The organism is Ochrobactrum sp. AP1BH01-1, assembly GCF_018066705.1.
In the GTDB taxonomy this organism is placed as follows: Bacteria; Pseudomonadota; Alphaproteobacteria; order Rhizobiales; family Rhizobiaceae; genus Brucella.
The window spans coordinates 552,692-565,067 of sequence record NZ_JAGPOU010000002.1; the positions used below are offsets into that span (position 1 = coordinate 552,692).

Below are 12,376 nucleotides of genomic sequence, written 5' to 3' on the forward strand. Positions count from 1 at the left end.
CAAAAAGAAAAAACTAGAACTCGATGCCCTTCTGCGCCTTCACGCCGGAGCGGAACGGATGCTTTATCATCTCCATCTCCGTCACAAGATCCGCCGCTTCAATCAACTCGTCCTTGGCATTGCGGCCAGTGATGATGACATGCTTCATCTCCGGCTTGGCCTTTAGAACTTCGATCACTTCCTCGACCGGCAGATAATCATAGCGAAGCACGATGTTCAGCTCGTCACAGAGCACCATATCGTAGCTTTCATCCATTATCAGCGCCTTGGCTTGCTCCCACGCGCCCCGCGCCATGGCGATATCACGCGTGCGATCCTGTGTTTCCCAGGTAAAGCCTTCGCCCAGCGCTGAGATCGTCACCTGTTCTGGAAATTTTTCAAGTACCCAGCGCTCACCCGTATCCCACGAGCCTTTGACAAACTGCACCACACCGATCTTCATCCCGTGGCCGAGCGCCCGGAAAACCATCCCGAAACCGGCGGTCGATTTGCCCTTGCCCTTGCCGGTATGGACGATCACCAGCCCTTTTTCCTCGGTCTTGGTTGCTTGTATCTTGTCGCGAGCAGCCTTCTTCTTGCGCATCTTATCCGCATGGCGGGCGTTCAGTTCCTCTTCCGTCATGGACAGAAGTTTTGCAGATTTTTCAGCCATTTGTTCTCATTCCCGGATTCAAAGTCGCAAGTTGTTCCAGTTCGAACCGCGCCGAATTGGAACGCGGTGTCCAGAAGCCCCGCCCAATGGCGTCGTTCAGCTTCGCCGCAGTCTCGGCAAGTGCAGCGGGGTTCTTTTCGGCCATGAAGTCGTGCACCGTCTTGTCAGCAATATAAGCCTGATAGACCGCCTCGAAGTGATGATTTCCAACCTTGCCGGTGGTCGCCGCAAAGGCAAACAGATAGTCGACCGTTGCCGCAATCTCCGCCGCACCTTTGTAGCCGTGACGCATGACGCCCGCGATCCACTTCGGATTGGCTGCGCGCCCGCGCACGACGCGTGAAAGTTCTTCTTCCAGCGCCCTGATCACCGGCTTTTCCGGCCGGGAATGATCGTTGTGATAGACCGCGGGCATTGCACCGCTCAGGCTTTCAACGGTCGCCGCCATCCCACCTTCAAACTGGTAGTAATCATCGCTATCGAGAAGGTCGTGCTCGCGATTGTCCTGATTCTGCACCACGGCCTGAACAGACCGAAGCCGTTCTTCAAGAAGACCGCGCTCGGCCTGACCTTCCTCACCGGTACCATAGGCGTAACCGCCCCAGACAAGCCAGGCTTCCGCCAGATCGTTGCGTCCCGTCCATCCGTTCTCGTCGATCAGCGCCTGCAAACCCGCTCCATAGGCGCCGGGTTTCGATCCGAAAACGCGATAGCCTGCACGGCGCTGCGCGGTCTTTTCGTCTGCCCCTTCTGCCGCAAGACGCGCCTGCTCGATCCGCATACGCGCTGCGATTGGATTATCCTCAGCATCCTCATTGAGAGCGCCAACTGCACGCACAGCCTTGTCGAACAGCGCAATCTGTTCCGGAAACGCATCGCGGAAGAAACCGGAAATGCGCAATGTTACATCGACGCGTGGACGGCCAAGCTTTGCAATAGGAATAATTTCGTATCCGGTGACGCGACGTGATGCCATATCCCAGACCGGCTTGACACCGATCAGCGCCAAGGCCTGCGCAACGTCATCGCCGCCGGTGCGCATATTCGACGTGCCCCATGCGGTCAGGCCGAAAGACGTCGGCCATTCACCATGGTCCTGCGTGTAACGAGTGATCAGGAGTTCCGCCGATTTGCGTCCAAGTTCCCATGCTGCAGGCGTGGGGACAGCGCGACTGTCGGTAGAGAAAAAATTGCGACCGGTTGGCAGTACATCGGGGCGACCCCGCGTCGGTGCGCCGGAGGGTCCAGGCGGCACAAACCGCCCGCCAAGTGCCGCAAGAAAACCATCTATCTCCGAAGGCCCGCAGGAAACCACCATGGGGCGCAGATGTTCTTCTATGGATTGGAGCACCGCCCGCGTCTGCGGCCAGTCTTCCGGGCAGTCCCTTTCGCCTGCGACAAAACTCGCCGCCAGCAGTTCGATACGTTCCACCGTATCGCCTGCAATGCGCCATATTGCAGGGCTGGCAGCAAGCAACAGTTCCGGTTTGGGGCCGGTCCATGCCTCTGCCATATTGCAGTCGAGCGGGTCGAATGAAACACCAAGCCCTGAATCCGCAGCGATTGCACGCTGAAGACTTTGATCACCCGGCGCACCGCCAAGCGAAACCGGAATACCACGCGGCACACGGGCCAGCGCGACAAGAAGATCGGTCAGCAGCCTGCCTTCAGGCGCAAGCCCGAAAATATGCAGCCCGTCGCGTATCTGCATTTCCTTGAGATCGCAAAGATAGGCGTCGAGCTTTTGCAGTGCCATGTCTTCGTCATCATGGTCGTGAATGCCCGCATCGCGATCAAGCCCTATGTCGCGCACAAGATCGAGTATCTGTCCTTTCAGCTTCAGCAGCCGGCGAGGATCGACACCGGAAGCCTCGTAATATTCATCCACCAGCGCTTCCAGATCTTTCAGCGGCCCATAACTTTCGGCGCGTGTCAGTGGCGGCGTCAGATGATCGATAATAACCGCGCTAGCACGACGCTTGGCCTGCGTGCCTTCACCGGGATCGTTCACGATGAAAGGATAAATATGCGGCATGGGACCGAACATCGCTTCGGGATAGCAGTTTTCGGACAGAGCGAGCGCCTTTCCCGGCAGCCATTCCAGATTTCCATGCTTGCCCATATGTACAATTGCGTCGATGCCTGCGACCTCGCGCAGAAAGGCATAGAAAGCAATATAGCCGTGTGGCGGCACCAGATCAGGCGAGTGATAAGTTTCTTTCGGATCGATATTATAGCCGCGTGCAGGCTGAATACCGACGAAGGTTTCACCCAACCGCATCAACGGCAGGGCAAAGGCCGAGAGTTCCTCCGCAAAATAAGGATCGTTTTCCGGCACACCCCAGCGGCCATCAATTTCCCTCTGAATCACGGTGGGAAGTCTTTTGAAGAAAGCCTTGTATTGATTCAGCGAAATCGTTTCGCGTATTTCGCGCCCGTCGCGGGCAGCATTGGTCGGACCTGTCATCAAACTGCGCATGAGCGCATCACTATTGGCCGGAACCTCCCCCACCTGATAGTTATGCGTCGCCATAGCGCGCAGCACTTCGACCGTTCCGGCAGGTGTGTCGAGGCCAACGCCATTGCCAAGCCGCCCGTCGCGGTTTGGATAATTCGCAAGGATAAGCGCCACACGCCTTTCTTCGGGCGGTTTCCGCCGCAACCGCACCCAGTTTGCAGCGAGCTGCGCCACAAAATCCACGCGGTTTTCATGCGGCTCGTGGGTAACGATATTCGCTTCCACTGCCGTGTCGAACTGTTTTGCGGACTTGAATGAAACCGCGCGTGAAAGCACACGTCCGTCCACTTCAGGCAAGGCGACATTCATCGCCAGATCGCGTGCCAGCAAGCCCTGCTGCGAGCTTTCCCAAACTGCCTTCGGTGTACCGGAAAAGATGACTTGCAGCACCATATTGCCGCGCTTGTCGAGCACAGTCGGCTTGCGCTCGGCACCCGGCGAGGAAATCGCAAATCCGGTAGCGTTCAGCACAATATCTGGCGGACAGTCCTCAAACAGACCGTCGACAACGGCTGCGGACAATCGATCCTTGAGGCTCGAAACGAATATCGGAAGCGGATTGAGACCCTTTGCCTGCAACGATGCGATCAGCGCATCGACGGGCTGGGTCTGCCCGCTTTGCACCAGCGCCCGGTAAAAAATGATGCCTGCGACAGGTGCGGAAACATCGCCCCAGTGCGTCCTGATGCTGTCAAGCGACGAAGCATGCTCTCCCGGCCACCACAGACCAGCCTTAAGCAGAGGTGCTGCACTTTCCGGCTTCTCGGAACCTGCGATCAGCGCAGCGCAATAGCGAAGGAATGCACCTGTATTCGCCGCTCCGCCTTCGATCAGATACTGCCAGAGTTCATTTCGTTCTTGAGCGGAAACTGTCGAAAACCGATCCAGCCCATGGTCCGGTTTGTCGTCCCCCGGCAATACGGCAATCTTGATACCGTGATTGATAGCACAGGCATGGAGTGCCTCCAGCCCGTAAGGCCAGTATGTTTCGCCGCCTATAATGCGCACGACGATTAGGCTGGCATACTTGGCTGTCCGTTCCACATAAGCGTCCACCGACATGGGATGGGTGAGGCTCAGGAAGTTCGCCAGCCGCAAACTTGGCAAGTCCGGCGCAAGCCGGTGCGCCTGTGCCAGACTGGCCAGTTCGGTATCGGCGGCGGAAAGGAACAATATCTTTCCCGGCGTCTGGCCGAGATCGACGGCCTCATGGCCGTCGCTGATTGTTCCTTTCTGGGCAAGAAGAAGATGCATTACGAAACGGCGTCTTTCACTGCCTTGGCGATGGCTGCTTCATCGATGTCATGCAGCCCGATCACAACCAGCCGCGTGGAGCGCGTTTCATCCTTGTCCCATGGACGGTCGAAATAATGTTCGATGCGCGGACCGACTGCCTGTACGACCAGACGCATCGGCTTGCCCGGCACATCGACAAAGCCCTTCAGACGAAGAATGTCATGTTCCGCTATGACCGTCTTCAGCTTTTCGGCGAACAGCTTGGGATGACCCACAGAGCCCGCTTCGACTACGAAGCTCTCGAACTCGTCATGATCGTGTTCGTGCCCGTCTGCATGATGGATTTCATGGTGAGACTTGCGGTTGGCGATGTCATCTTCAGTGCCGACACCGAGGCCGAGCAGAACATCGGTTCCAAGCTTGCCGAAGCTCGCAGGAACCATATTCACCCGTCGCGGAGAACGCGCGGCTACATCGGCTTTCACACCATCAAGCCTCGAAGCATCGATCAGATCAGCTTTGTTGAGAACGATAAGGTCGGCTGCATGAATCTGATCCTCAAAAAGTTCTTCCAAGGGGCTTTCATGATCAAGGGATTCGTCCGCTGCCCGCTGCGCATCAACCTTGTCGTGATCATCGGCAAAACGGCCTTCTGCGACGGCAGCCGCGTCAATCACCGTCACCACGCCATCGACCGTCACCTGCGTCTTGATTTCGGGCCAGTTGAATGCCGCGACCAGCGGCTGCGGCAACGCCAGACCGGAAGTCTCGATCACGATGTGATCGGGGCGATCAGCGCGATCGAGAAGCTTGGTCATGGTCGGGATGAAATCATCGGCAACGGTGCAGCAGATGCAGCCATTGTTGAGCTCGATCACATCTTCTTCGCGGCAGGTCTCAATCCCGCAACCTTTCAGAATGCCACCATCAACACCGAGATCGCCAAATTCATTGATGATCAACGCAATGCGTTTTCCATTGGCGTTTTCCAGCAGGTTGCGGATCATCGTCGTTTTGCCAGATCCAAGAAAACCCGTAATGACGGTCGCGGGAATTTTCTGTCCCTGCATCGATTTATCCCTTCATCTTGAGCGGCAGCCCTGCCGCCATGAAATAAACTTCATCCGCAACCGCGGCCACTGCCTGATGCAGAAAGCCCGCATGATCGCGAAATTCCCGTGCCATGCGATTTTCGGGCACGATCCCAAGTCCAACTTCGTTCGAAACGAATACCACAGGTCCGGCAAGGTCCGGCAGCATGGCGGCAAGCCTTGCCGTCTCCGCACCTATATCGCGTTCGGCCATCATCAGGTTGGTCAGCCACAGGGTCAAACAATCCACCAGCACGAACCGATCCTCGGCAGCATGCAGTGTGAGTGCGCCGACCAGATCAAGCGGCTCCTCTATGGTTTGCCACTCAGGACCACGCCGCTCCCGGTGAATGGCAATGCGGTTTTCCATTTCCGTGTCGAAGGCGCGTCCTGTTGCGAGATAAAGCGGCTTGAGCCCCGAGGACCCGACCATCCTCTCGGCATAAGACGACTTGCCCGAACGCGCTCCGCCAAGCACCAGAACCGATTTTCCCGGCGAAGTCATTTTCGTCACCCCTCAATCTCGGACGATGCATAGTGCTGGATGAACCAGCCGAGTGCGAGGCCGATCACTGCCCACATGAACAGGTTGGTCGCCAGCGATGCGACCGCATATTGCGACGCAAGCAGCGAGGGAATGGGAGACGAAATATCTTCTGGATGCGGTGCGCCATAGAGATGCGGCGCCACGATCAGCACCAGCCCCAACATCTTCGCCAAGATTTCCTGGCGCAGCACAACGAGATAGATACCGAGGCCGCTCAGCACCACGGCGGCAATCCACCAGAGCTGGCGTTCGGCCAGATCAGCGGCAGGCATTGCCGGCAATGCCGGCGACAACCCCAACGCGGGCAGAAATGCCACCGCGAAAAAGCCTGAAATGCCCCAATAAATGCCATTCTGCACCGTGATGCGACGCCCAAGAAGCAAGGCTACGCCGCCAAGCAGCAAGGCAAAACCGGCCCCGGCCACAAGATTGGCAAGAATCGTATTGCCCAGCCGCCCAAAAGGCAGTCCCGCCCCTTCTTCTTCAGCATCTGCGGCAGCGACACCATGATCGTGAGGCGCGGCTTCCGTCTCGCCATGGCGGTGGCCGCCGCCAGCCGCTTCGTAAGTTTCGGCCTGCAGGATCAAAGGCACTGTCTTCAGATACATGGCAGGCGTAACCAGCAGCCCGGCCAGAAGACCGGCGGCAAGCGTCGCCAACAAATAACGGATCAACATTTCTGTCCCTCAACAGCAATCTCGCGCCGATGGAGCGCATCCCGAAAAGTGTGAAAGGGTTTTCGGAACAAGATGCGCGTAAAAAAAACAAACAGATAGAGCACTTCCAATGATTCAATCAAAACAGGAAATGCTCCGGCCGTCCGCCATCGAGCCTTGCTCAACTTCAATTCCGAAAATAGGTCGCCTGCTCAATGGCAGGGGAAACCATAGGAATGACGCGTATCATGTGCCGAATCGTGCAGCGTATCGGAATGGGCAAGCCCAACACCGTAAATCAGAAAAGCGCCGAGAAGCAGTGAAACCACAGCTGTGCCCAGACGGGCAGCGAGCGGCATTGCGAGTATGCCTGAAACAGAATTCTGAGTACGTGCAGCCATGACAACCTCCGTGCAGGCAGCAGGGAAAAACCTCCCATGGGGTGCGGGCTCAATACCCTCACGCAACAGGCAGGTCTCCTGGCTCACGGGTCGCGGGGATTGAAGCTGCCTTCCCAGAAGCTTTTCTGCTTCCAGTGGTTACCGGTTGGCCGGTTTGCCTCATCCCTCTCCGCTCTACAGTCGCGGGGTCGGCTGCGATAAAGACGCCCGAATTGGGTCCGTCCGTCGCATTCCCTTTTTGGCATCGCCGGGATTCGTCCCGGCAAAAACCTGTTGCACGCCTTGGACATTAGGCTTTCGCCCCATCGGCGTCAATCAGCGAACATACAGCCGCTTTCGAAGTTTCTCACTTCTAGATCGCACCCAGCCATCAATCACATCGGCATGACGCACAACCCTGGGCCAGAGCCAAATCATAAGACCAATGATAAGTGTCCAGGTGATCATCACATCGGATAGGAAATGCGCGCCCATAAATACGCGGTTCAGCGATATCAGTGCAAGAATCGGAATAAAGATCACCGCTGCATTTAATCGAAAGCGTCCGGGTACAAGGATCAGGAGAGGCAGCATCGCAGCAGCTGCCGACGTTTCACCGGATGGAAATGAACAACCGTAATGACACATCCGGGCTAGTTGCCACGCCGGCGTAAAATCAGCTGAACCGCCAAACTCCACTATGTCCCTCGGTCGCGCCCGACCAATAAGAAGTTTCAGACTATTCACCAGCGCACCAGGACCGAGCACGTAGGTAAGTACGATGTAGACAACCTTATGCGGAGCAATGATTGAAAGTGGACGACGCCACAAAGCATAAAACGTCACAAGGATGACCATGAATACCAACAGGCACCACTGGCTGAGCCGGTGGAAATCTCGCAATGCAATCCAGTATGAATTATGAGAAATAAAAAAACTTCCTGATTGGAAAAAATATCGTGAAACAATCAAGTCAATTTGAGGGAAAATAATAAAAAAGCCATTGATAATCATAAAGGCATACAGGAAAGCCGCATGCTGCCTAAGTTCGTAAACCATAGATGCGTAATCGGGCGATTTAACAGTATTCAATAAACACCTATGAAATAAACATTTAAATAAAATTCAAATTATAAAAAATCCAGGAACTAATTTCCTCATAGTAGTATATTTTAATACAACCCAGAACGCAATATATTAATTTAAAACGAACAAAATTGGCACCAATACATCTAAATAGTAAAGTAGAATTTCCTCAAATACCGCAAAGTCCGAACAACGCGTCAATATTGAGGCACCGTTCCAACTCCCCGGCGAGTTCATCCAGCGCAGTCTCCACTCCAGCGCGATAACTCATCTGACCGCTTTTGATACCTAAACTGAGCAAAAATCTCCGGCGGAATTCGTCACCGCTGAATACACCATGAAGATAGGTTCCCATGATCCGCCCATCAGGCGAAATGGCCCCATCGTCATGCTCGCCAATACGGGCGAATGGCGTCAACATATCTGGGCCGGTCGTGCGACCGATGTGAATTTCGTAGCCTTCGAGCGGCGTATTGTGGAGAAGCGACGTGGCCTGCACATTACGAACCACTTTTTCGGCCTCCATCACCGTTTCAATATTGAGAAGCCCCAGACCATCGATATCGCGCGCATTCCCTTCGATACCGGCCGGATCGCTGATATGACGGCCAAGCATCTGGAACCCGCCACAGATACCCAACACATGGCCTCCCCGCTTCACATGAGCGAACAGTTCGCGGTCCCAGCCATTGTCCCGAAGTGCCTGCATGTCGGCTATCGTAGATTTGGTTCCCGGCAGCACGACAAGTCCTGCATCGCCAGGCAAACTGGCTCCCGGCGGCACCATGATCACTTCCACGTCCGGTTCGGCCTTCAGTGGATCAAGGTCATCGAAATTGGCGATGCGCGGCAGCATCGGCACTGCGACCACCAGCGGCTTCCTGTTCCCGCTGACAGCGCGTTCCAGAACAACCGAATCCTCAGCGGGCAAGCGGGATACCGCCTTCAGCCACGGGACCACGCCAAAGGAGCGCCAGCCGGTAAATTGGGTAATGGCGGCCAAACCGTCGTCAAAAAGGGAAATATCGCCCCGGAATTTGTTGATGAGAAACCCGCGAACCATGGCGCGGTCCTGCTCGGGAAGAATAGTGTGCGTGCCGACGACAGAAGCGATAACGCCCCCCCTGTCTATATCGCCCACGAGGACGACCGGAACATCGGCCTGCGTCGCAAATCCCATATTGGCAATATCACCAGCACGCAGATTGATTTCAGCAGGCGAACCAGCCCCTTCGACCAGCACGAGATCCGCGCCCTCGCGAACCTTGGCAAATGATTCCATGACCGCCGCCATAAGCTGCGGTTTCAATTCCTGATAATAGCGACCGCGCGCTTCGCCCCTCACCTTACCCTGCACGACGACCTGACTTCCCAGGTCCGTCTGCGGTTTCAGGAGCACCGGGTTCATGTGGACCGAGGACGGTACGCCGCAAGCCAGCGCCTGCAGCCACTGCGCCCGTCCGATTTCACCGCCATCGTCACTGACCGCAGCATTGTTGGACATGTTCTGCGGCTTGAAGGGCCTAACCTTGAGACCGCGATTGCGCGCAACGCGGCACAATCCGGCGACAAGAACACTTTTGCCGACGTCCGAACCCGTTCCCTGAAACATGATTGCGCGTGCCATGGAGAGGTGCGTAGCTTAAACTCTCCCATGTGGCAACGGGCCCCCGACCCGTGAGCATCTATGCAAAAATGCGCATCAGTTTATTACAAATGTGAGCAACATTATTCCAATGGAGCGTTGGCAGCCTTCCAAGGTTGTGATCTAGTTGAAGGAAAAGGTGCGGTGCTACAGGGAGGAAACCATGGATGCTGCCGACCAGAATCAGTTTGAACTGAACGAAGATCAGCTCGCCATACAGGATATGGCGCGCGCCTTTGCCAGCGATCGTATCGCGCCGCAAGCATTGCAATGGGACCGTGACAAGCATTTCCCCGTCGATGTCTTGAAAGAGACTGGACCGCTTGGCATGGGCGGCATTTATGTGCGTGAAGATGTGGGCGGCTCGGCGCTGAAACGGCTCGACGCGGTGCTCATTTTTGAAGCGCTGGCAACTGCATGCCCTTCATTCTCGGCTTTTGTCTCCATTCACAATATGGCCGCATGGATGATCGACACTTTCGGCAACGACGAACAGCGGCAACGCTTCCTGCCGAAGCTTACATCGATGGAATCGCTTGGGAGCTATTGTCTGACAGAGCCGGGATCGGGTTCGGATGCGGCGGCTCTCAGGACACGGGCCACGCGCGATGGCGACCATTACGTCCTCAACGGCTCCAAGCAATTTATTTCCGGTGCGGGCGCCACGGATGTTTATGTCACTATGGTGCGTACCGGCGAGGACGGCTCGAAGGGAATTTCCACCATCGTTGTGCCAAAAGATGCACCAGGCCTTTCTTTCGGCGCCAACGAATTCAAGATGGGCTGGAACGCGCAGCCAACGAGAACCGTCATTTTCGATAACTGCCGGGTTCCGGTTGAAAACCTTCTCGGCGAAGAAGGAAGTGGATTTCGCATAGCAATGGCGGGCCTTGATGGCGGTCGCCTCAACATCGCCGCCTGCTCGCTGGGCGGTGCGCAATCGGCACTGGACAAGTCGCTGGAATATTGTGGCCAGCGCAAGGCTTTCGGCCAGACGATTGACCGGTTTCAAGCCCTGCAATTCCGCCTGGCTGATATGGAAACAGAACTCTCCGCGTCGCGCCTTCTTCTTTATGCCGCTGCCAGCAAGCTCGATCGTAAATCCCCGGATGCAGGCAAATGGTCGGCGATGGCCAAACGCTTCGTCTCCGACACGGGCTTCAATATAGCGAACGAAGCGCTCCAGCTTTTCGGAGGCTATGGCTACCTACATGAATACGGGATCGAAAAGCTTGTCCGCGATCTGCGCGTGCACCAGATTCTAGAAGGTACAAACGAAATCATGCGCGTCATCATTGCACGCCAGATGATCGGGCGCTGAGTGAATTAACAATCGCCAAGGGAGGAATTCAATATGGCCACAATAGCATTTATCGGCCTTGGCAATATGGGCGGCCCAATGGCTGCAAATCTCGTGAAAGCCGGTCACACCGTGCGTGGTTTCGACCTTTTGCCGCAACATCTTGATGAAGCAAAGGCAAATGGCCTCTCGGTAGCTTCGAGCGCGCAGAACGCAGTAGCTGACGCAGATGTGGTGATCACCATGCTACCGGCGGGAAAGCATGTTCTCACCGTCTATGAAGACATTGCACCAACGGCACGCAAAGATTCACTTTTTATCGACTGTTCGACAATCGATGTGGATTCGGCGCGCAAGGCACATGAACTGGCCGCAAGCTACGGACATCTTTCCATCGACGCACCGGTTTCCGGCGGCACCGGCGGCGCTTCGGCGGGTACGCTGACATTCATGGCCGGGGGCAGCGATGATGCGTTCAAACGCGGAGAACCGATCCTTCAACCTATGGCGGGAAAGATCGTACATTGCGGCGGCGATGGTGCGGGCCAGGCGGCGAAGATTTGCAACAACATGATTCTGGGCATATCGATGATCGGTGTCAGCGAAGCCTTTGTTCTCGCCGAAAAGCTGGGGCTTTCGCATCAGGCTCTCTTCGATGTGGCTTCGACGTCATCGGGGCAATGCTGGTCGCTGACGACCTATTGCCCTGTTCCCGGCCCTGTTCCTGCATCGCCTGCGAATAGAGACTATAAACCCGGCTTTGCTGCGGCTTTGATGCTGAAAGACCTCAAACTATCGCAGGAAGCCGCCCAAAGCGCCGGCGCTGAAACACCGCTCGGAGCCCATGCGCAGGAACTTTACAGTCTTTTTGACAGCGAAGGCCATGGCGGTGAAGATTTTTCAGGCATTATCAATTATCTGCGCGCCAGATCGGGGGCAAAGTAAACAAATGCCGGAGCAAAAAACTTGCATTGTTTAGATTTGCTTAAGTCTCTGATAACCGTACGGTAACGATGTTGGGCTAGAAAGGAGCACGAGACGGTTCACCCCGGCTCGACGCTCCGGATCTGGTACTGCGTACCGGAGCTCAGTATATCCCGCCAGTGTATTGTTCGGCGGAGATGCCATGCGTAATTGGCAAAACCGTGCACCTTCGGCAGCGCGGTTTTTGCCATTTCTGGTGGGCAGATTTTGCCCATATCCGGCACGCAGCCATTGATCCCGCGAGATTGCGAAATCACACGCGTTTGTTACAAGGCTTTTTG

Annotated in this window: 10 protein-coding genes and 1 riboswitch; of the genes, 2 read left to right on the forward strand and 8 right to left on the reverse strand. The window is 55.8% G+C overall.

Translation table 11 applies throughout. The annotated features are described in order from the left end of the window. Positions 1 to 13: 13 nt before the first annotated feature. The 8 genes from cobO to J9800_RS08120 form a co-directional block, all read right to left on the reverse strand. Positions 14 to 652 (reverse strand): cob(I)yrinic acid a,c-diamide adenosyltransferase, encoded by a 639-nt coding sequence (cobO, locus tag J9800_RS08085; protein WP_112592424.1) that lies wholly within the window; start codon positions 650 to 652, stop codon positions 14 to 16. Next, positions 645 to 4,424, reverse strand: coding sequence for a cobaltochelatase subunit CobN (gene cobN / locus J9800_RS08090; RefSeq protein WP_114216666.1), 3,780 nt, complete (start codon positions 4,422 to 4,424; stop codon positions 645 to 647). Before cobN ends, cobO begins: the two co-directional genes overlap by 8 nt. Continuing rightward, positions 4,424 to 5,476, reverse strand: a complete 1,053-nt coding sequence (cobW, locus tag J9800_RS08095) for a cobalamin biosynthesis protein CobW (protein WP_114216667.1) — start codon at positions 5,474 to 5,476, stop codon at positions 4,424 to 4,426. Before cobW ends, cobN begins: the two co-directional genes overlap by 1 nt. Positions 5,477 to 5,480: 4 nt before the next feature. Further along, positions 5,481 to 6,002, reverse strand: coding sequence for a bifunctional adenosylcobinamide kinase/adenosylcobinamide-phosphate guanylyltransferase (gene cobU, locus J9800_RS08100; RefSeq protein ID WP_114216668.1), 522 nt, complete (start codon positions 6,000 to 6,002; stop codon positions 5,481 to 5,483). Positions 6,003 to 6,007: 5 nt separating this feature from the next. Continuing rightward, positions 6,008 to 6,721 (reverse strand): CbtA family protein, encoded by a 714-nt coding sequence (locus J9800_RS08105; RefSeq protein ID WP_114216669.1) that lies wholly within the window; start codon positions 6,719 to 6,721, stop codon positions 6,008 to 6,010. Between the two features lie 191 nt (positions 6,722 to 6,912). Then, on the reverse strand, positions 6,913 to 7,101 hold the full coding sequence (locus tag J9800_RS08110; protein WP_112592432.1) for a CbtB domain-containing protein: 189 nt from the start codon (positions 7,099 to 7,101) through the stop codon (positions 6,913 to 6,915). A gap of 51 nt (positions 7,102 to 7,152) precedes the next feature. Further along, a riboswitch (cobalamin riboswitch) is annotated at positions 7,153 to 7,390 on the reverse strand. A 26-nt stretch (positions 7,391 to 7,416) separates the two neighbouring features. Then, positions 7,417 to 8,139 (reverse strand): phosphatase PAP2 family protein, encoded by a 723-nt coding sequence (locus J9800_RS08115; protein WP_114216670.1) that lies wholly within the window; start codon positions 8,137 to 8,139, stop codon positions 7,417 to 7,419. 196 nt (positions 8,140 to 8,335) lie between these two features. Then, positions 8,336 to 9,793, reverse strand: a complete 1,458-nt coding sequence (locus J9800_RS08120) for a cobyric acid synthase (protein WP_114216671.1) — start codon at positions 9,791 to 9,793, stop codon at positions 8,336 to 8,338. A 181-nt stretch (positions 9,794 to 9,974) separates the two neighbouring features. Between J9800_RS08120 and J9800_RS08125 the strand changes: the two genes are divergently transcribed. Further along, the gene (locus J9800_RS08125) at positions 9,975 to 11,132 is read left to right on the forward strand and encodes an isobutyryl-CoA dehydrogenase (protein ID WP_114216672.1); all 1,158 of its coding nucleotides are present in this window, start codon (positions 9,975 to 9,977) and stop codon (positions 11,130 to 11,132) included. A 33-nt stretch (positions 11,133 to 11,165) separates the two neighbouring features. Then, positions 11,166 to 12,056 carry a 3-hydroxyisobutyrate dehydrogenase gene (gene mmsB / locus J9800_RS08130; protein ID WP_114216673.1) on the forward strand — a complete coding sequence of 297 codons (891 nt, stop codon included), beginning with the start codon at positions 11,166 to 11,168 and terminating at the stop codon, positions 12,054 to 12,056. The last annotated feature ends 320 nt before the right edge of the window (positions 12,057 to 12,376 follow it).